This window comes from Agrobacterium sp. 22-209-1 (assembly GCF_053522485.1).
Genome location: NZ_JBNWCH010000009.1, coordinates 34281 through 53603 on the forward strand (window position 1 = coordinate 34281; position 19323 = coordinate 53603).

The 19323-nt window shown below is 60.2% G+C and carries 16 protein-coding genes; 6 read left to right on the forward strand and 10 right to left on the reverse strand.

Annotated features, from left to right (window positions below; genetic code table 11):
- Window position 1 precedes the first annotated feature (1 nt).
- Window positions 2–2107 (reverse strand): ATP-dependent DNA helicase RecG, encoded by a 2106-nt coding sequence (recG, locus tag ACQZ48_RS18335; protein ID WP_269825153.1) that lies wholly within the window; start codon window positions 2105–2107, stop codon window positions 2–4.
- A 189-nt stretch (window positions 2108–2296) separates the two neighbouring features.
- On the opposite strand from recG, the gene ACQZ48_RS18340 reads away from it, so the two are divergent.
- The 3 genes from ACQZ48_RS18340 (at window position 2297) to ACQZ48_RS18350 (ending at window position 6835) form a co-directional block, all read left to right on the forward strand.
- Window positions 2297–2608, forward strand: coding sequence for an FAD assembly factor SdhE (locus ACQZ48_RS18340; RefSeq protein WP_077982075.1), 312 nt, complete (start codon window positions 2297–2299; stop codon window positions 2606–2608).
- Between the two features lie 4 nt (window positions 2609–2612).
- Entirely contained in the window at window positions 2613–6110 is a 3498-nt protein-coding gene (mfd, locus tag ACQZ48_RS18345) for a transcription-repair coupling factor (RefSeq protein WP_448729158.1), read from the forward strand.
- A gap of 395 nt (window positions 6111–6505) precedes the next feature.
- A complete protein-coding gene (locus ACQZ48_RS18350) occupies window positions 6506–6835 on the forward strand; it encodes a hypothetical protein (protein WP_173989294.1) in 330 nt (109 codons plus the stop codon).
- A 54-nt stretch (window positions 6836–6889) separates the two neighbouring features.
- Here the strand turns inward: ACQZ48_RS18350 and ACQZ48_RS18355 are convergent, their stop codons facing one another.
- From ACQZ48_RS18355 to ACQZ48_RS18365, 3 genes are read right to left on the reverse strand one after another with little or no spacing between them, the layout of a single operon-like run.
- Window positions 6890–7822 (reverse strand): DMT family transporter, encoded by a 933-nt coding sequence (locus ACQZ48_RS18355; protein ID WP_077982078.1) that lies wholly within the window; start codon window positions 7820–7822, stop codon window positions 6890–6892.
- Window positions 7823–7873: 51 nt separating this feature from the next.
- The gene (locus tag ACQZ48_RS18360) at window positions 7874–8542 is read right to left on the reverse strand and encodes a DsbA family oxidoreductase (RefSeq protein ID WP_077982079.1); all 669 of its coding nucleotides are present in this window, start codon (window positions 8540–8542) and stop codon (window positions 7874–7876) included.
- 39 nt (window positions 8543–8581) lie between these two features.
- Window positions 8582–10429 (reverse strand): extracellular solute-binding protein, encoded by a 1848-nt coding sequence (locus tag ACQZ48_RS18365; RefSeq protein ID WP_191217994.1) that lies wholly within the window; start codon window positions 10427–10429, stop codon window positions 8582–8584.
- 304 nt (window positions 10430–10733) lie between these two features.
- Between ACQZ48_RS18365 and ACQZ48_RS18370 the strand changes: the two genes are divergently transcribed.
- Window positions 10734–11390, forward strand: coding sequence for an invasion associated locus B family protein (locus ACQZ48_RS18370; RefSeq protein ID WP_077982081.1), 657 nt, complete (start codon window positions 10734–10736; stop codon window positions 11388–11390).
- Between the two features lie 92 nt (window positions 11391–11482).
- On the opposite strand, the gene hspQ is transcribed toward ACQZ48_RS18370, so the two are convergent.
- The 4 genes from hspQ to ACQZ48_RS18390 form a co-directional block, all read right to left on the reverse strand.
- Entirely contained in the window at window positions 11483–11812 is a 330-nt protein-coding gene (gene hspQ, locus ACQZ48_RS18375) for a heat shock protein HspQ (protein ID WP_003508038.1), read from the reverse strand.
- Window positions 11813–11897: 85 nt separating this feature from the next.
- Window positions 11898–12818, reverse strand: coding sequence for a DMT family transporter (locus tag ACQZ48_RS18380; RefSeq protein WP_191217995.1), 921 nt, complete (start codon window positions 12816–12818; stop codon window positions 11898–11900).
- Window positions 12819–12917: 99 nt separating this feature from the next.
- On the reverse strand, window positions 12918–14327 hold the full coding sequence (gene glnA, locus ACQZ48_RS18385; RefSeq protein WP_077982083.1) for a type I glutamate--ammonia ligase: 1410 nt from the start codon (window positions 14325–14327) through the stop codon (window positions 12918–12920).
- Between the two features lie 71 nt (window positions 14328–14398).
- Window positions 14399–14737: a P-II family nitrogen regulator gene (locus ACQZ48_RS18390; RefSeq protein WP_003515720.1), complete on the reverse strand. Its 339-nt coding sequence runs from the start codon at window positions 14735–14737 to the stop codon at window positions 14399–14401.
- Between the two features lie 357 nt (window positions 14738–15094).
- Here ACQZ48_RS18390 and ACQZ48_RS18395 point away from each other — a divergent pair, with 357 nt between their 5' ends.
- Complete coding sequence (locus tag ACQZ48_RS18395) at window positions 15095–16570, forward strand: NAD(P)H-hydrate dehydratase (RefSeq protein WP_448729159.1); 1476 nt, start codon at window positions 15095–15097, stop codon at window positions 16568–16570.
- Between the two features lie 60 nt (window positions 16571–16630).
- Here the strand turns inward: ACQZ48_RS18395 and ACQZ48_RS18400 are convergent, their stop codons facing one another.
- Window positions 16631–17671: a GlxA family transcriptional regulator gene (locus ACQZ48_RS18400; RefSeq protein WP_077982085.1), complete on the reverse strand. Its 1041-nt coding sequence runs from the start codon at window positions 17669–17671 to the stop codon at window positions 16631–16633.
- Window positions 17672–17942: 271 nt separating this feature from the next.
- Window positions 17943–18161, reverse strand: coding sequence for a hypothetical protein (locus ACQZ48_RS18405; protein ID WP_077982086.1), 219 nt, complete (start codon window positions 18159–18161; stop codon window positions 17943–17945).
- A gap of 125 nt (window positions 18162–18286) precedes the next feature.
- Here ACQZ48_RS18405 and ACQZ48_RS18410 point away from each other — a divergent pair, with 125 nt between their 5' ends.
- Window positions 18287–19225: a LysR family transcriptional regulator gene (locus tag ACQZ48_RS18410; RefSeq protein WP_170985519.1), complete on the forward strand. Its 939-nt coding sequence runs from the start codon at window positions 18287–18289 to the stop codon at window positions 19223–19225.
- Window positions 19226–19323: the final 98 nt, after the last annotated feature.

A 19323-nucleotide genomic window follows, 5' to 3' on the forward strand; every position in this document is an offset into this window, starting at 1 on the left:
TTCAGCCAGCGTGCAGGAAACGAATCGCTTCGTCGCGGCGGTGCAGGTAGAGCAGGGTGCGTAGGGCATCGCCGCGTGGACCTGTCAGTTCGGGATCACGCTCGATGACATAGGCTGCGTCCTTGCGGGCGATTTCGAGAAGATCGGCATGGGCCTCGAGGCTGGCGATGCGGAAGCCCGGCGTGCCGGACTGGCGGGTGCCGAGCAGCTCGCCTTCACCGCGAAGCTTCAAATCCTCCTCGGCGATCAGGAAGCCATCCTCGCTGTCGCGCAGGATGGAGAGTCGTGCGCGGCCGTTTTCGCTGAGCGGGCCCTTGTAGAGCAGGATACAGGTGGAAGCCTCGTCGCCGCGTCCGACGCGGCCGCGCAGCTGGTGAAGCTGAGCAAGACCGAAACGTTCGGCATGTTCGATGACCATGATCGTCGCATCCGGCACATCGACACCGACTTCCACCACGGTCGTCGCCACCAGCAGCCGGGTTTCGCCGCTCTTGAAAGCGAGCATCGCAGCATCCTTCTCCGGGCCGCTCATGCGTCCGTGGATGAGGCCGATATTGGCGCCAAGCATCTGCGACAGAACCGCATGCCGCTCTTCTGCGGACATCAGGTCGGATTCTTCCGTCTCCTCCACCAGCGGGCAAATCCAGTAGGCCTTCTTGCCGTCTTTTAGCGCTGCGCGCAGCCGTTCGACGATGTCGCCGATGCGTTCGGTGGGGATCGTCACGGTCTGGATGGGTTTGCGGCCGGCCGGTTTTTCGGTGAGCTTGGAAACGTCCATATCGCCGAAGGCGGCCAGAACCAGTGTGCGGGGAATGGGCGTGGCGGTCATGACCAGCATATGCGGCGTGATGCCCTTGGCGGTGAGGCGCAGGCGCTGGTGCACGCCGAAACGGTGCTGTTCATCCACAACGGCCAGCACGAGGTTCCTGTAACTCACGCTGTCCTGAAACAGCGCGTGGGTGCCGATGACGATCTGCGCTTCGCCCGAGGCCACCCGCTCCTCGATCTCGCGGCGCTCCTTGCCCTTGGTGCGGCCGGTCAGCACTTCGACGGTGATGCCGGCTGCCTGAGCGAGTTTGGAGATGGTGGCGTAATGCTGGCGGGCGAGGATTTCGGTGGGCGCCATCAGCACCGCCTGTCCGCCGGCCTCGACCGCAGTCGCCATGGCCATCAGCGCCACCAGCGTCTTGCCCGCACCGACATCGCCCTGCAGCAGCCGCAACATGCGGTCTTCGCCGGCCATGTCGGTCAGGATATCCTTGACCGCAGCGCTTTGGCTCGCCGTCAGCGAGAAGGGCAGCTGAGACAGGATTTTTGCGGCGACATCACCCTTGGCGCGGATCGGCTGGCCCGCCACCTTGCGCAGTCGCTGGCGCACCAACGCCAGTGACAGCTGTCCGGCGAGGAATTCGTCGTAGGCGAGCCGCCTGCGCGCCGGGGCCTGCGGTTCGATATCGGCGCTGTCGCGCGGATCGTGCAGTTCACGGAAGCTCGAAGCAACATCGCCGAAACCCTGCCTGGTCTTGAGCGTCTCGTCGATCCATTCCGGGAAGGCCGGCAGCTTTGACAGCCCGCCCTCGATGGCGCGGCGCAGCACCTTGGGCGATAGACCGGCGGTCATGGGATAGACCGCTTCCACCAGAGGCAGGTTTTCCGCCTCGGAAAGCTTCACCATGAAATCCGGATGCACCATGGAGGCGCGGCCGTTAAACCAGTCCACCTTGCCGCTGACGAGAACCTCTTCATCGACGGGCAGGGCCTTGGACAGCCAGTCGCCCTTGGCGCGGAAAAAGGTCAACGCCAGTTCGCCGGTCTCGTCATGCAGGAAGACGCGATAAGGCGCGGAGCGGTTTCCCGGCGGTGGCGGCTGGTGGCGGTCGACGCGTCCCTGAATGGTGACAATGGCGCCGGGGCTGGCCAGCGCAATGCCGGGGCGGTTGCGGCGGTCAATGACGTTGGATGGCGCGTGGAACAGGAGATCGATCACGCGGGTGTCGTCGGCGCTTTCCCGGCTCAAGAGCTTGGCCAGAAGATCGGCAAGCTTCGGCCCCACACCGGCAAGGGTGGCGACGGAGGCAAACAGCGGATCGAGAATGGCCGGGCGCATGGGTCAGCAAAATCGGGGAAGGGGGCGGCTTATGCAAGACTTCGCTGGTCACAAAGGCGGGTTATCACCGGCAGATTTTCACTACTTCGGCATTATTTCGATAAAAACCGGTTCCCAAGCGTTCGCCTCCTGTTCTATAGGAGGTCGCAGTCAACAATTTGTTGATTAATCAACCGAAAGGTGAATGCGATGACTGGACTGGTGCGCACGAGTGCCGACCTCGATCCGAGACGCCGGCGGATTCTTTACCGCTGCTGGCACCGGGGCATTCGCGAGATGGATCTGGTGCTCGGGCAATTCGCGGAAGACAATATTGCCGGGCTTTCCGATGAGCAGCTCGATGAGCTGGAAGTCATCATGGCGGAAGAGGATAACGACCTCGTCAAGATGGTGACCGGCGCGCTTGCCATACCGGAAAAATTCCAGACCCCGTTGTTCGAGAAGATCGCCTCCTACCGTCCCGATTTCGATCTCGTCACCACTGACACCCTGAAAGCCTGAGAATATGATAGCCGGATTCGATGCAAAGCTGGTGTCGTCGGCCGATACGCCGCTGACCATCGGAAACGTACCATCAGGCATGGAAGCCCTTTTGCTTGCTGACATGGCACGGGCGGGCACGTCGGTGGCCTATGTGATGTCGGACGGCCAGCGGGTCGCCGATCTCGAACAGATCCTCGGTTTCGTCGCACCGGATATTCCTGTTATGACGCTGCCGGCCTGGGACTGCCTGCCCTATGACCGCGTGTCACCGAGCGCCGACACCTCTGCGCGCCGGCTGGCGGCGCTCTCCGGTCTGATCTCTCACGCCAAGAAGCCGCATCCGGCCATCGTGCTGGTCACCGTCAACGCCATGCTGCAGAAGATGGCGCCACGCGACATTATCGAAAGCCTGGGCTTTTCGGCGCGCCCCGGCAACCAGATTCGCATGGAGGAGATTGCCGCGCGGCTGGAGCGCAACGGTTTCGACCGGGTGGCAACGGTGCGTGAGGTGGGCGAGTTCGCCGTGCGCGGCGGCATTCTCGATGTCTTCGTGCCGGGCACGGAAGAACCGGTGCGGCTCGATTTCTTCGGCGATACGCTGGAAAGCATCCGCACCTTCGATCCGGCCAGCCAGCGTACCATCGGCCAGGCGCGCTCGCTCGATCTGAACCCGATGAGCGAAGTGACGCTGACGCCGGATACGATCAGCCGGTTCCGCAAGAATTACCTGTCGCTGTTCGGCGCGGCGACGCGTGACGATGCTCTTTATCAGGCTGTCTCCGAAGGCCGCCGTTATGCCGGTATGGAGCATTGGCTGCCACTGTTTTATGAGCAGCTGGAGACCGCTTTCGATTATCTGAAGGATTTCCGCATCGTCACCGATCATACGGCGCGGGAGGCGGCGAAAGAACGCTCCAAGCTGGTGCTCGATTATTACGATGCGCGCCGCAGCTCCGGCGAAACCAAGGGCTCGACGCAGGGTGCGCCCTACAAGCCGGTTTCGCCCGGCCAGCTTTATCTCGACGGCAAGAGCTTCGATGCCGCGCTTGCTGCCGTCAATGCGGTGCGTCTCACGCCCTTCAACGAGCAGGACAGCGAAGGCCGCCCGGTCGCGACGCTCGATGCCCATGTCGGTCCGCGCTGGGCGCGTCCGCCAACCGAAGGCGAGAGCAAAGAACGGGTCAATGTTTTCGATCTGGCCGTGAAGCACATTGCCGAACGCCGCGCCAAGGGCTGGAAGGTGCTGATCACCGGCTGGTCGGAAGGTTCGCTCGACCGGTTGTTGCAGGTGCTGAACGAGCACGGGCTTGAGAAGATCAAGCCGGTCACCTCGCTGAAAGAGGTGGAGAAGCTCGGCAAGGGCGAGGCGGCCTCGGCGGTGCTGAGCCTCGAAGCGGGTTTCGAGACTGGAAACCTTGCCGTCATCGGGGAGCAGGATATTCTCGGCGACCGTATGGTGCGTCGCTCGAAGCGTCGCAAGCGCGGTGCCGATTTCATCTCGGAAGTGGCCGGGCTGGACGAGGGCTCGCTGGTCGTCCATGCCGAACATGGTATAGGCCGTTTCGTCGGCCTGCGGACCATCGAGGCGGCGGGTGCGCCGCGTGCGTGTTTGGAACTGCATTATGCCGATGACGCCAAGCTGTTCCTGCCGGTTGAAAACATCGATCTTTTGTCCCGTTACGGTTCCGATGCGGCGGAAGCGCAGCTCGACAAGCTTGGCGGTGGCGCATGGCAGATGCGCAAGGCCAAGCTCAAGAAGCGCCTGCTCGACATGGCCGATGAGCTTATCCGCATTGCGGCCGCGCGTCTGGTGCGCCATGCGCCGGTGCTGACAGCGCCGGATGGGCTTTATGACGAATTCGCCGCCCGTTTCCCCTATGACGAGACGGAAGACCAGCTGAACGCCATCGAAGCCATCCGCGAGGATCTCGGTGCCGGCCGGCCGATGGACCGGCTCATCTGCGGCGACGTCGGTTTCGGCAAGACAGAAGTGGCCCTGCGCGCCGCTTTCCTTGCCGCCATGAATGGCGTGCAGGTGGCGGTGGTGGTGCCGACGACGCTGCTGTCGCGCCAGCATTTCCGCACTTTCTCGGAACGTTTCCGCGGGTTGCCCATCCGGGTGCAGCAGGCATCGCGCCTTGTCGGCTCCAAGGAACTGACGCTGACGAAAAAGGAAGTGGCTGATGGCAAGACCGATATCGTCGTCGGCACCCATGCGCTGCTGGGTGCGGGCATCAGTTTTGCCAATCTCGGCCTGCTCATCATCGATGAAGAGCAGCATTTCGGCGTGAAGCACAAGGAGCGCCTGAAGGAGCTGAAGAGCGATGTGCATGTGCTGACGCTTTCTGCAACGCCCATTCCGCGCACCTTGCAGCTTGCCATGACAGGCGTGCGCGAACTATCGCTCATCACCACACCGCCGGTGGACCGCATGGCGGTGCGCACCTTCATCTCGCCGTTTGATCCGCTGGTGATCCGCGAGACGCTGATGCGCGAGCATTATCGAGGCGGCCAGAGCTTTTACGTCTGCCCCCGTCTTGCCGATCTTGCCGACATTCACGCGTTCCTGCAATCGGATGTGCCGGAGCTGAAGGTAGCGGTGGCGCACGGCCAGATGCCGGCGGGCGAACTGGAAGACATCATGAATGCCTTCTACGACGGCAAATATGACGTGCTGCTGTCGACCACCATCGTCGAATCCGGCCTTGACGTGCCGACTGCCAACACGCTGATCGTGCATCGCGCCGATATGTTCGGCCTCGCCCAACTGTACCAGCTACGCGGCCGCGTCGGCCGGTCCAAGGTGCGCGCCTTCGCGCTCTTCACCCTGCCGGTCAACAAGGTGCTGACGACGATGGCCGAGCGGCGGCTGAAGGTGCTGCAGTCGCTCGATACGCTGGGCGCCGGCTTCCAGCTGGCGAGCCACGACCTCGATATTCGCGGTGCGGGCAATCTGCTCGGCGAGGAACAATCCGGCCATATCAAGGAAGTCGGTTTCGAGCTTTACCAGCAGATGCTGGAAGAGGCGGTTGCCGAAGTGAAGGGCGATGAGCAGGTGCAGGATAGCGGCTGGTCGCCGCAAATCTCGGTCGGCACCTCGGTCATGATTCCGGAAGATTATGTTCCCGATCTGCATCTGCGCATGGGGCTTTACCGCCGCCTTGGCGAGCTTGCCGACATCAGCGAGATCGACGGTTTCGGCGCGGAAATGATCGACCGTTTCGGCCCGCTGCCGAAAGAGGTGCAGCATCTGCTCAAGATCGTCTACATCAAGTCTCTCTGCCGCATTGCCAATGTCGAGAAGCTGGATGCCGGGCCGAAGGGCGTTGTCGTGCAGTTCCGCAACAAGGAATTCCCGAATCCGGGCGCGCTGGTCGGTTACATCGGCAAGCAGGGATCGATGGCGAAAATCCGCCCCGATCACAGCCTGTTCCTGAACCGCGATCTGCCGACGCCGGAAAAGCGGCTGACGGGTGCGGCAATGATCATGACGCAGCTTGCGGAACTGGCTCGGTCGTAGATTTGAGCTTCAGGGGGTGCCCGTTCGACAACTGACCGAAGGTGGGTGGGGTTTACCCCCTCTGCCCTGCCGGGCATCTCCCCCTCAAGGGGGGAGATCGGCAGGAGGCCCTTTCCTCGCTTCATCCTCAAACGTTGAGAGGGGCGAAACCTAGCCGCAGATCGATCTCCCCCCTTGAGGGGGAGATGCCCGGCAGGGCAGAGGGGGGTAAACCCCACCCACCTTCGGCCCGCTAACAAATGGCCAATCCTCGGAAAACCCAGCCCGCAAGGCTCAGCGAGAATTACCGCGATGTAACGAAACGGACATGCGCCGGTAGTCTTTGCGGGCGTAATCTTTGCCTCATACCCGGTGCGGCGGATCGTGAAGCCGCCGGGTGATGAAGGAGCAGGACGATGTTGACCAATATCAACAGGTTTGCCACCGCTGGTCTGGTTGCTTTGACAATTGCGGGCACCACAATTGCCACCACCAGTCAGGCGGAAGCGCGCAATAATTTCGGCCGCGGCCTTGCCGCCGGCATCGCAGGCACGATCATCGGCGGAGCGCTTATCGCCGGGGCAAGACACCCGGGCTACGCTTACAGCCCCGCCTATTACGCGCCGGCTTACGGTCCACCCGTCTACGCTGCGCCGGCTTATGGCCCGCCGGTTTATCCGCGCTGCCATGTGGCTTGGAGGCAGAATGCCTGGGGTGACATGTATCGGGTCAGGGTTTGCGATTGATCGACTGGCAGACCGGCGGTGTGCAGAGCGTCGTCGGTTTTTGCATGTTTTTAGCTAGCGGCTGTCTTCCGGGGTGATGCCAACAGCCACATTCTGGTCGGTAGCCGCAATCGAGGCGGGAAGCGGTACTTTTCTCTGTTTTTCACGGATCAGCGTCAACAGGCCGGAGCCGACGATGAGGGCGATGCCGATCAGCATCCATCCGTCGATACGGTCGCCGAATATCAGATAACCGAACAGGATGGCCCAGAGCATCTGGCTATATTGCGTCGGGCCGATCATCGCGGCCGGCGCATATTGGGCGGCATACATGACCAGCACGTTGCCGAGCGCGCCGAGCAGGCCGTATCCCGCCAGCAGCAGCCATTGCTCGCCGGCTGGCATGATGAAGGTCGGGACCATGGCGATGCCGCTTATGGTGAGACAGCCGAGCACACCAGCACCATAAAGCGAGACATTCTTTTCCGACGGGCCCATGGCGCGGAAAATGACAATGCTGAGCGCGCCGCTGAAGCCGCCTATGATGGCGCCGAGATGGCCGATGCCGAGTTCGCGGAAGCCCGGACGCAGGATGACCAGCACGCCGAGGAAACCGATGATGACGGCCGACCAGCGCTTGATGCCCACTTGTTCTTTCAGGAACACCACCGACATGATGGTGACGAAGGAAGGCAGCAGGAAGATCAGCGCGAAGGCTTCGGCCATGGAAAGATGGGTAAAGGCGGTCACGCTGCCGACGGCACCCGTGCCGGCGGCAAAAAAGCGGATGATCCACAAGGGCCGGTTTGTCGTCTTCACCACATCCAGCCAGCTGTCATTGCGCTTGCGGATGAATGGCAGGGCGACGAGGCCGAACACGGCGCCGAAAAAGACCGATTCGATCGGCGAAATCTGGCCTTCTATGAGTTTAACGCTCGCATCGCTCCAGGCGTAGGCAGCGAAGGCGGCAAAGGCGAGCAGAATGCCTTTCAGGGTCTGGTCGGACACGGAAACACCGGCGGAAAATCGAGTTGCAGAAAACCGCCGGTGGTTTGGCCGTCAGTTCATCGATCTATGCTCGTCCGCCTTGATTTTTGCAATATCCCGCAATGCAGCAATCAGGATGTCAGGCGTTTGTGCACCGCTTATGGCGTATTTCTGGTCGATGATGAAGAAGGGTACGCCGGCGACGCCCATCTGCTGCGCAGCGTCGATTTCGGCAACGATCGTATCCTTGTCCGCGTCGGAGGCGAGCAGCCGCTCGACCACTTTCGCGTCCATGCCAGCCTTTGCGGCAATGTCTGTCAGCACAGCATGATCGCCGATATTGCGGCCTTCCTCGAAATTGGCCTTGAAAAGGCCGGTCACGACCTTCTCCTGGAGATCGCGGCCTTCAGAATGGGCCCAAAGCGACAGGCGGTGTGCGTCGAGCGTGTTCGGCCCGATCTCGATCGCGTCGAAATCGTAATTGATGCCGACTTCCTTGCCGAGTTGCACCAGGGTGGCATGGGCCTGTTCCAGGCGCTCCTTGCCGAGCTTTTCCTCGAGAGCGGCTTTCTGGTCGACGCCTTCCGGTGGGTAGTCCGGATTGAGGCGGTAGGGACGCCAGTTCACGTCGACGCTGATTTCATCCTGCACTTCGGCAATGGCGAGATCCAGCCGCGCCTTGCCGAGGTAACACCACGGGCAGACCATGTCCGATACGACGTCAACAACGATTCGTTCCATGGCTGAGGTTCCTTATATGATCGACCTGACGGGGGCAGGTTATTGCGCCCGCGCGTCCCACCAGGTCTGTTTCTGATTGCCCTGTATTGGTGTCATATCCGGGCGGTCGATATATTTCCAGCGTGCGATCCATTGGGCGCCGATGTAATAGAGCGGAATTATATAATGGCCGGCCACAAGCAGGCGGTCGTAGGCGCGCACGGCTGCCTGAAAGTCTTCCGTCGAGCGGGCCTGCAACAGCGCCTCTATCATCCGGTCTATGTCGGGATTGGCAACACCCGCATAGTTGAAGCTCCCCTGCGCATCACGCGAAAGCGAATTCCAGCGGTTCAGTTGCTCCATACCAGGCGAAAGCGACGAGGGCAGGGAGCGGATGATCATGTCATAATCGAAGCTGTTCGAGCGGGACTGGTATTGTCCGTCATCGACGGAGCGGATGCCCATCGCGACGCCGATCAGGTTCAGCGAACGCTGATAGGCAAGCGCGATGCGTTCCTGCGCCGGGTTCTGCGTCATGATCTCAAAGGCGAGCTGGCGCCCATTGGCATCGGACATCTTACCGTTCTTGATGCTGTAACCAGCCTCTTTCAGCTTGTCGACGGCCATCTTCAGCACCTTGCGGTCGGCACCCGTGCCGTCGGTTTCGGGCAGGGCGTAGGTGCCGGCCAGCAGTTCCGGCGACATGGTCTTCGCTGCGTCGCCCAGCAGCGCCAGCTCGCGCTCGTCGGCGGCGTTGCCGTAAGCGCCGAGCGGCGAATTCTGCCAGTAGCTTTGGGTGCGCTTGAAGGAGCCGCCGAGGATGTTTTTGTTCATCCACTCGAAATCGAACGCATAGGTGAGGCCCTCGCGCACCTTCTCGTCGGCGAAGACGGGACGTCGTGTATTGAAGACGAAGCCGAACATGCCGGTCGGCAGGCGCGGCTGGAACACGTCCTTGACGATATCGCCGCGATGGACGGCCGGGAAATTATAAGCCTGGCCCCAATGGGAGGTGTCGGAGGTGCCGTTGATGGCGTCACCCTCTGGGTAGATGTCGATATCGCCCTTCTTGAAGGCCTCGAACATGGTCGTGACCTGAAGGAAATAGGTGATGCTGATTTCGTCGTAATTATCGAAGCCGACTTTGCCGGGAATATCCTTGCCCCAGTAATCGGGGTTTCGCTCCCAGATGATTCGTTCACCCGGGCGCAGCGTTTTGATTCGGTAGGGGCCGGAGCCGATAACATCGCCAAGGCCCGCCTGTTCGAATTTTTCCGCATCGGTCGCATGTTTCGGCAGGATCGGCGTGGAGGAGGCGAGAATGAGCGGGGTTTCGCGGTTGGCCTTGTCGTTGAAGGTGAAGCGCACACTGCGATCGCCAATTTTTTCCATCTTGGCCACGCCGTCGAGGCGGCTGTTGAAAGGCGGGCGGCCTTTGTCCTTAAGCAGGTTGAAGCTGAAAATCACATCGTCAGGTGTGACCGGCTGACCATCCGACCATTTCGCCCTTGGATTGATGTTGAATTGAACGAAGCTGCGCTCATCGTCCCATTCCACCGTTTCTGCAAGCAGGCCATAGAGGCTGAAGGGCTCGTCGCTCGAGCGCAGCATTAGCGGCTCGTAAAGCAGATTGCCGAATTCCGGGTCCCAGACACCACGCGCCGTGGTGCGCATTCCCTTGAGAACAAAGGGATTGAGGCTGTCGAAGGTGCCCACCACGCCGTAGGAAATGCGACCGCCTTTTTTCACGTCCGGATTGACATAGGGCAGGTGCCGGAAATCGGCAGGAAGGGCAGGCGTGCCATGCATGGAGATGCCGTGTAGCGGCTGTGCCTGCGCTGCCCCAGCTGGAAGCACGGATGATCCCAAAAGGAACAATGCGGGGATGAGGGCCGCAAGGTTGCGCATGTCATTATCCTGTCTAACTATCCGTCCGATGATCGTTACGATGGTTTATCGTCATGATTCTGGCAGATATGTAGCACAGGGACATTGCAGGACCCATGCGAGTGCGGGAAATCTTGGGTCCGCTCAAGAAAAAGTTAAAGAAGTGCTGGATATCGCCGCGATCGGCATGTAACAGGGTGGCCGGAAGAGACGGGTCACGCATTTGCCTCATTTAAACGACAGTTGAACGGGCAGAAGGATACCGCCATCGGCGAACAGGATCTTGCGGTTCTGTTCTGGCAGACATTCAGGAGACGGAACTCTTATGATGCACAAGGCAAACACATTCACCCGGACAGCTCTGTCCGCTCTGGTCCTTTCTCTCGGCGCAATGTCTGCTCCGGCAATCTCGCAGGCGCAGGATGCTGCTCCCGCCGCTCAGGGCGCTGGCGCTCCGCCGCTCGGCTGGTTCAAGACCTGCTCCAAGCAGGAAGACAACGACGTCTGCGTCGTGCAGAACGTGGTTCTTGCCCAGAACGGCCAGATGATCACGGCTGTCGGCCTCATTACCGTTGAAGGTAAGGTCAACCGTAAGCTGCTGCAGGTCTCGGTCCCCACCGCGCGTCTCATCCCTCCGGGCGTGATGATGCAGATCGACGGCGGCAAGGGCCAGAAGCTCGATTACGCCGTTTGCCTGCCCGACAAGTGCACGGCCGAAGTTCCGCTGACGGACGCCATGATCGCTTCGCTGAAGAAGGGCAACGAGGTGGTCTTCACCTCCATCAACTTCCGCCGCGCACCGAACCCCATCAAGATCGCGCTCACCGGTTTCACCGGCGCTTTTGACGGTCCGGCCATCTCGCAGTCGCAGCTTGCCGAAAGCCAGCGCAGCTTGCAGGAAGGCATGCAGAAGAAGGCTGAAGAGGCCCGCAAGAAGCTGGAAGCCGCACAGGACGCCGCCAAGGGCGCGCCGAAGCCCTGATTGCAGCGTAAGCTTCAGGAACAGAAAAACCGGTCTGGCGACAGACCGGTTTTTTTATGTTCCGGGGAGGGCGGGAGAAAGTTGGCGCGGCGTCAATGCGCCGTCGACATTTTCGGTCGCCATTCGCCGTTCGGTGCTTTGTCGAAGATGCGGCCGATATTGGGATTTCTCAGCGGCGTCTCGTTTTCGTCATGGACGAGGTTCTGTTCGGAAACGTAAGCGACATATTCAGTCTCTTCGTTTTCAGCCAGAAGATGATAGAAGGGCTGGTCGCGATCCGGCCTGATTTCCGCGGGGATGGCGTTCCACCATTCCTCGGTATTGGCATATTCCGGGTCCACGTCGATCACCACACCGCGGAACGGAAACACCTTATGGCGAACGATCTCGCCAAGCGTGAATTTTGCGTCTCTTTGTTTCATGGCATGAACTTCCTTTCCCAATACTAGTTGGGTGCGTAATGCGAAATATCAAGACCTAGCGGTTTGAGGCTGTCTGCCGGCCGGCTCAGCGTCTTCTGCCGATCGGCGCGGTGGCCAGAATGACGCCCCCGGTGACCAGCACAATTCCCACCGCGTGATAGGCCTCGAAGGTCTCCCCGAGGAACAGCGTGGCCATGAGGATCGAGACCGGCGGCATCATATAAAGCGTGACCCCCGCCGTGGCGGGACCGAAGACGCGTACGGTATGGGTGAAGCAATAAAAGGCCAAGAGTGAGGCGAACAGGATGATGCCTCCGATCTTGGCCCAGGCCATTGGGGTGGCGGGCAACATGCCGCCCTGCGCCAGTTCCAGCGCCGCCGGCGGCAGAAGCACGAGCGCGCCGGAAAAGGCGATCAGGCCGAAAAGGCTGAAAGAGGCCATCTGTCGCGCGGCGGGATCGCGCAGCAGCAGCGAGTAGATCGCAAAGCAGATGGCTGCGGTCAGGATCGCGAAATCGCCAATGTTGAAATTCAGGCGCCAGAGGGCGGACACATCGCCCTTCAGCACGATGGCCGCCACGCCGGCAAAGGCGATGACCATGCCAGCCACTTCGAGCCTGCGGATCGGGCGGCCCTGAAAGACGCGCTGGAACAGGATGATGAACAGCGACGACGTCGTATAGATCAGTGTGCCGTTGGCGGCCGTCGTCATGGTCAGCCCCCAATAGACCACGCCGCCGCAAATTCCCATGCCCAGAATGCCGAGGACGAGCCAGAGCAGGGTTTTCCGCCGCACGAAAGCAAGGCAGTTGCGCCAGTCCGCGATCATGAAGGGGGCGATGATGAGGGTCGAGCCGATCCAGCGAATGAAGGCGGCGATGAAAGGCGAGACTTCGCCGACGACGCCACGGCCGAAAATGACATTGCTGGAGAAAAAGAACGGCACCGCCAGAAAGATAAGCCAGTCCGTGAGGCGCGTTTGCTGAGAGGCTGGCTTGTTCGACATTCTTCGCAATGATGGCTGGGTTCCAAAAGAAAACGGCGGCTTTCCGGGGAAAACCGCCGAGATGGATCGAGCGCTCCTGTAGAGCGCTCGCAGGGCCGATCAGGCCGAGTAGTACATGTCGAATTCGACCGGGTGAGGGGTCATTTCGAAACGCATGACTTCCTGCATCTTCAGTTCGATGAACGAGTCGATCTGGTCGTCGTCGAACACGCCGCCAGCGGTCAGGAACTTGCGATCCTTGTCGAGGCTTTCGAGCGCTTCGCGCAGCGAGCCGCAGACGGTCGGGATCTTTTTCAGTTCCTTGGCAGGAAGGTCGTAAAGGTCCTTGTCCATCGGCTTGCCGGGGTGGATCTTGTTCTTGATGCCGTCGAGGCCGGCCATCAGCATGGCCGCAAAACCGAGATAGGGGTTCTGGGTCGGATCCGGGAAGCGGACTTCGACGCGCTTTGCCTTCGGGTTGGAGCCGAAGGGGATACGGCAGGAAGCAGAGCGGTTGCGCGCGGAGTAGGCGAGCAGAACCGGCGCTTCATAACCCGGCACCAGACGCTTGTAGGAGTTGGTGGTCGGGTTGGTGAAGGCGTTGATCGCCTTGGCGTGCTTGATGATACCGCCGATGTAATAGAGGCAGGTCTCGGAGAGGCCGGCATATTCATCGCCTGCGAAGGTCGGCTTGCCGCCCTTCCAGATGGACTGGTGAACGTGCATGCCCGAACCGTTGTCGCCGAAGATCGGCTTCGGCATGAAGGTTGCCGTCTTGCCATAGGCATTGGCGACCTGGTGCACGACATACTTGTAGATCTGCATCTTGTCGGCGCTGGAGACCATGGTGTCGAACTTCACGCCCAGCTCGTGCTGCGCAGAAGCGACTTCATGGTGGTGCTTTTCGACGACGACGCCCATTTCGGCCAGAACCGTCAGCATTTCGGAGCGCATGTCCTGCAGGCTGTCGATCGGCGGAACCGGGAAATAACCGCCCTTGACGCGCGGGCGGTGACCGAGGTTGCCGGTCTCGTAATCGGTGTCGTCGTTGGAGGGCAGTTCCGACGAATCCAGCTTGAAGCCGGTGTTGTAGGGGTCTGCCTTGTACTTCACGTCGTCGAAGACGAAGAATTCCGGCTCGGGGCCGACGAAAACCGTGTCGCCGATACCGGATGCCTTAAGGTAAGCTTCGGCCTTCTTGGCGGTGCCGCGCGGGTCGCGGTTATAGGCTTCGCCCGAGACCGGGTCGAGAATGTCGCAAAGGACGACGAGGGTGGACTGGGCGAAGAACGGATCGATATGGGCGGTGGCCGGATCGGGCATCAGCACCATGTCGGACTCGTTGATGGCCTTCCAGCCGGCGATCGAGGAGCCGTCGAACATGACGCCATCGGCGAACATGTCTTCGTCCACACAGACAACATCCATGGTGACGTGCTGCAGCTTGCCCTTGGGGTCGGTAAAGCGCAGGTCCACGAACTTGATGTCGTTATCCTTGATCTGCTTCAAGATATCGTTTGCGGTCGTCATTTAAACATTTTCCTTGAGTGTGATGATGACGAGGTGAAAACCCAAGCCTCCCCGGCTCGGGACGTTCTTGATTATATGGCGTCAACGCCTGTTTCACCGGTACGGATGCGGATGACTTCCTCGACATTGGAAACAAAAATCTTTCCGTCGCCGATACGTCCTGTCTGGGCCGCATTGCGGATCGCCTCAATGACGGCTTCCGCATTCTCATCCGCCAATACGACTTCGACTTTCACTTTCGGCAAAAAGTCCACAACGTACTCCGCACCGCGGTAGAGTTCCGTGTGTCCCTTCTGACGACCAAAGCCTTTTGCTTCCGTGACCGTGATTCCCTGAAGTCCGACTTCCTGAAGGGCTTCCTTCACTTCATCGAGCTTGAAAGGCTTAATGATCGCTTCGATCTTTTTCATGAGAAAATATCTCTCCGCTTCTCCCGTTAAAGCAGGTAACTCCCGCTCTGCCACAAGAATGCACGTATTGTGCCAGATCGGAAGCGGGCTTGAAGAAAAAACTTCGATCCCCCGGCCTTCCGGCACAAAATGCATTCGCTTTTTGCGCTTTTCCAGCCAATTTCTCGCCGAAACCCGAAAAATCGACCAGCATTTATGCGCATTTGTATTATTTTAGGAATCCTTGATATTTGAAGGCGCGCAGATGTGGCTCGGATTGATTGTCTATATTTTATGCATTTGATTATTATTTCATCGCACAAAATTGCTTATTTTTGTATCGATTGCCTTTTCGGCGTTTTGAAGGGATGATCGGGCATGAAATTCCTGTCTCCGTTTTCCCTTTTCGATCCTGCTACGATGGCGCTTGTCGATGCGGCGGCCGGGCAGTCCGGCATTCCGCTCTATGATCTGATGGAGCGGGCGGGTCAGGCGGTCGCCTCTTCCGCGTTGCGGCACTATCCGCAGGCGCTGCGTTTCGTAGTGCTCTGCGGCGGCGGCAATAATGGCGGCGATGGTTATGTGGCGGCGCGGGCGCTTTTGCACAGCGGAGCGGTCGTCGCGGTTCATCATCTCGGCGATGTCGGCGCGCTCAGGGGCGATGCGCGGACGGCATTCCAGCGAAGCGGCGTGACGCCGCTGCCGCTCGGCGACTATAGGCCGTTCTCGGGCGACGTGGTGATCGACGCGGTATTCGGGGCTGGATTGTCCCGCGATGTTCCGCAGGAACTTATCCGCGTGATCGAGGCGGTCACGCAGGCGAAGGCGCCGGTTCTCGCCGTCGATCTGCCCTCGGGCCTCTGCGGCAGACGGGGCGTGCCTCTCGGTGCATCGTTCAGGGCTGAGCGTACGGTGACCTTCATGGCGCGCAAGCCGGGTCATCTGCTGATGCCGGGGCGGGCGCTTTGTGGAACGCTCGAGGTGTTCGATATCGGCATTCCGTCCCGTATCCTCGATGCCCACGCGGGAGCGGTGGCGGAAAATAGCCCGCCGGTCTGGCGGGATGTCTTGCCTCATGCCGATATGGAAACCCACAAATTCCGTCGCGGGCACCTGACCGTGTTTTCCGGCCCGGCCCATGCGACGGGTGCAAGCCGCATGACCGCGCTTTGTGCACTGAAGGCGGGGGCGGGGATCGTCACCATCGCCGCGCCGAGGCAAGCGCTCGACGTGCTGTCCGTCACGCTAACGGCGGTGATGAACGCGCCGGTGGACGATGCCGACGATCTGCGGTCGTGGCTGGATGATAGGCGTCATGGCACTTTCGTTCTCGGCCCGGGTTTCGGCGATCTCGAAAAGGCGCGGCAATACGTGTCCCTGCTTGGAGACAAGGCGGTGGTGCTGGATGCCGATGCAATTACGGCTTTCAGCGATCATAGGGAGGCCCTGTTTGCGCGCGTCGGGTCGGGCGCGGGCAAATTCGTGCTGACGCCGCATGAGGGAGAGTTTGCGCGACTGTTTCCCGATCTTGTCGCCGACAAGATGTTGAGCAAGATCGAAAGGGCGCAGATCGCCTCGGCGCGCAGTGGCGCGGTGCTGGTCTATAAAGGTGCGGACACGGTGATTGCCGCACCCGACGGCCGGGCGCTGGTCAACACCAATGCGCCAGCGAGCCTTGCTACGGCTGGATCAGGCGATGTGCTGGCCGGCGTCATCGGCGCGCTTTTGGCGCAGGGTACGCCGGCCTTCGAAGCGGCTGCGGCCGGGGTCTGGCTGCATGGAGAGGCCGGCCATAGGGCAGGTGACGGCATGACGGCGGAGGACCTTGGTCATGCGGTTCGGCCGTTTTTGTGAACTGTTTTCCGGTTGAGGCCAGGCGCGTACGATCGCGCCTGAGAGGTTAGAGCCGCCTTCTCAATGCGCGGCCTTACCCGCCTGATTCGCCATAGCCATTCTCGATGCGCTGATCAGGAGCTTGCGTTCGGCGCGCTCCTGCTGCGGGGTGCGGTTATAGATTTCGCGATAACACTTGGAAAAATGCGAGGCGGAGACGAAACCGCAGGCGACGGCGACTTCGACCACCGGCATGGCCGATTGCACCAGCAGGTGGCGGGCGCGGTCGAGGCGGATTTCGAGATAATAGCGGGCGGGCGAGCGACCCATCTCCTGGCGGAAGAGGCGTTCCACCTGCCGGCGCGAAAGATCGGCCGCGTCGGCGATGTCGAGCAGCGACAGCGGTTCGGCGAGATTGCCTTCCATCAATTCGATGATCGACAGGACCTTGCTGTTCTGGACGCCGAGGCGGGCGCGCAGCGGCAGGCGCTGACGGTCATTGGGGCTGCGCACCCGGTCGGTCAATTGCTGTTCGCAGACGCGGTTGACGAGGTTTTCACCGAAATCCTGGCCGATCAGGCTCAGCATCATGTCAAGCGAAGCCGTGCCACCGGCGCAGGTGTAGATGTTGCTATCGACTTCGAAGAGGTCGGCATAGACTTCCACCTGCGGGAAGGCCTCGGAAAAACCGGGCAGGTTCTCCCAGTGGATCGCGCAACGCTTGCCGTTCAAAAGGCCGGCCTGTGCCAGAATATGGGCGGCGGTACAGAGGCTGCCTATGGCGATGCCACGATTATAGGCTTCGCGCAGCCAGGCGTTGACGGACTTGTTGATGTGTTGGTCCACATCGATGCCCGAACAGATGATCGCCATTTCCGGGCGGTTTTCGCCGCTGACGTAACGCCGCTCATCGGCAAGACAGGTGTCGGCCTCCAGACAGATGCCGCTTGATGACATGACCTTCTGGCCATCAAGCGAGGAGAGGCGCCACTCATAGGCCTGATAGCCCAACATTCGGTTGGCGATGCGAAGCGTTTCAACCGCTGCAGCGAATGGCAGCATGGTAAATTGCGGAATGAGAAAAAAGACGATTGAGCGTTTCTTCTGGGAGTTCCTGCTCATTTGCCCGTGCTCCGTTGCGAATACGCAATTCCTCTCTTGGAATTGGTCTTCTGGATGTCCTGCCTACGACATCTTTAACGAAAAATACGCCGTGGAATCGGGGCTGTCAAAAAATCGCTTTTGAAATATGCAAATTTTGCGACAAGTCTTAAAAAAAGGCGGTGTGTCGCATGTAAAACAGGCAGGCTGTTTTGCGCGCTCGTCCTTGCACTAGACGGGTTGGCGGGGATGGCTCGCACATCTGAAAACGTTGCGAGCCATCGTTTGAATGTCATCTGCGGATGACGTTTATGCGGCTGTTGTCCGTCGTCGGCCATCCGATATCCTTCAATGTTTCAGGAGGCAGTGCTTCCAGTGCACGAAGCATTTTTTCGCGACGCCATGCCGCATAACGGGTGGAAACATGGTCGGACAGGCGATGAAGCCAGCCGCTGGATGACGGACGGTGCGAGGAACGGTTCGCCACCGGTAGATAATGTATCATGGTCATGTCTTGATCCTTTCCTGAACCACGATCCTGTTTGCGATTTCTATAGTCGCCGCCGACGAGGCTCGATGCTCCCCGTCAATCGATGTCCCGGATGGTGCGCGCTTGTTGACATTCAATCAAACGAAATGATATCCATCTATAAATCAAAATATTTGAAGGTGCGTGCCATGACCGTGACTTTCCGCCAGCCGCTGCCGTTGCTGGATAACGACATATTGAGAACCTTCGTCGCCATCGCGGAAACGGGAAATTTCTCCACCGCCGCGGAAGTGGTGTTCAGAACGCCTTCCGCCGTTTCCATGCAGATCAAGAAGCTCGAAGAGCAGTTGAAAACGACGCTTTTCCTGCGCGACGCCCGCTCGGTGACATTGACGGCGCATGGCGAGACGCTTCTGACCTATGCGCGGCGGATGATTGCGTTGTCCAACGAGGCCGTGTCTCGTTTCGTCATGCCCGAGCTTTCCGGCGTCGTCCGTCTCGGCGCGCCGGAGGATATTGGCGAGCGCGGCCTGCTGCCGGGCATTCTCAAGCGCTTCGCCGAGGCTTTCCCCGGCATCATGATCGACGTCACCATCGATTCCAGCTCCAATCTCTACAAACGCATGGATGAGCAGAGGCTCGATCTCGCCCTCGTCAACTGCGCCTCCCATCCCTTGCGGGATACGGGCGAGGTGCTGATGCGCGAGCGGCTCGTCTGGGCAGGCGCCAAATGCGGCGCCGCCTATTTGCGCGATCCGCTGCCCATCTCCATCTGGGAAGACGGCTGCATCTGGCGTTCGGAAGCGATTAATTCGCTTGAAAAGCGAGGGCGCAATTTCCGGGTAGCCTATCTCAGCGGTCATACCATGGCGCAACGTGCGGCGATTGTCGCCGATCTCGCCATCGCGCCGCTGCCGCGATCTTATGTGCAGAACGACATGGTCATTCTGGGCGAGAAGGAAGGCCTGCCGGAGCTTGGGTGTTTCGATATCCGCCTGATCATGGGCGACAAGGCGTCCCGTCCTGTTCTTGCCGTCGCTGAAAGCATTCGCAATGCGTTTCTCGAGGTTGCCAAGGCGGCTTGAGGCCTCGGGAGTACGCGGCGGCCATGGCCCGTCGCGCCGCCGGAATGGCGGCTTTTAGAGTATTTTTGGCGCATTTCCGGACGGAAACCGGGGTCCGC

Bases quoted from the DNA above. Each gene is read 5' to 3' on its own strand.
- ACQZ48_RS18340 (WP_077982075.1), top strand. From the start codon at position 2,297: ATGACTGGACTGGTGCGCACGAGTGCCGACCTCGATCCGAGACGCCGG.
- hspQ (WP_003508038.1), bottom strand. From the start codon at position 11,812: ATGAAACAAAGAGACGCAAAATTCACGCTTGGCGAGATCGTTCGCCAT.
- recG (WP_269825153.1), bottom strand. From the start codon at position 2,107: ATGCGCCCGGCCATTCTCGATCCGCTGTTTGCCTCCGTCGCCACCCTT.
- mfd (WP_448729158.1), top strand. From the start codon at position 2,613: ATGATAGCCGGATTCGATGCAAAGCTGGTGTCGTCGGCCGATACGCCG.
- ACQZ48_RS18365 (WP_191217994.1), bottom strand. From the start codon at position 10,429: ATGCGCAACCTTGCGGCCCTCATCCCCGCATTGTTCCTTTTGGGATCA.
- ACQZ48_RS18410 (WP_170985519.1), top strand. From the start codon at position 18,287: ATGATATCCATCTATAAATCAAAATATTTGAAGGTGCGTGCCATGACC.
- ACQZ48_RS18370 (WP_077982081.1), top strand. From the start codon at position 10,734: ATGATGCACAAGGCAAACACATTCACCCGGACAGCTCTGTCCGCTCTG.
- ACQZ48_RS18360 (WP_077982079.1), bottom strand. From the start codon at position 8,542: ATGGAACGAATCGTTGTTGACGTCGTATCGGACATGGTCTGCCCGTGG.
- ACQZ48_RS18380 (WP_191217995.1), bottom strand. From the start codon at position 12,818: ATGTCGAACAAGCCAGCCTCTCAGCAAACGCGCCTCACGGACTGGCTT.
- ACQZ48_RS18395 (WP_448729159.1), top strand. From the start codon at position 15,095: ATGAAATTCCTGTCTCCGTTTTCCCTTTTCGATCCTGCTACGATGGCG.
- glnA (WP_077982083.1), bottom strand. From the start codon at position 14,327: ATGACGACCGCAAACGATATCTTGAAGCAGATCAAGGATAACGACATC.
- ACQZ48_RS18350 (WP_173989294.1), top strand. From the start codon at position 6,506: ATGTTGACCAATATCAACAGGTTTGCCACCGCTGGTCTGGTTGCTTTG.
- ACQZ48_RS18390 (WP_003515720.1), bottom strand. From the start codon at position 14,737: ATGAAAAAGATCGAAGCGATCATTAAGCCTTTCAAGCTCGATGAAGTG.
- ACQZ48_RS18405 (WP_077982086.1), bottom strand. From the start codon at position 18,161: ATGACCATGATACATTATCTACCGGTGGCGAACCGTTCCTCGCACCGT.
- ACQZ48_RS18400 (WP_077982085.1), bottom strand. From the start codon at position 17,671: ATGAGCAGGAACTCCCAGAAGAAACGCTCAATCGTCTTTTTTCTCATT.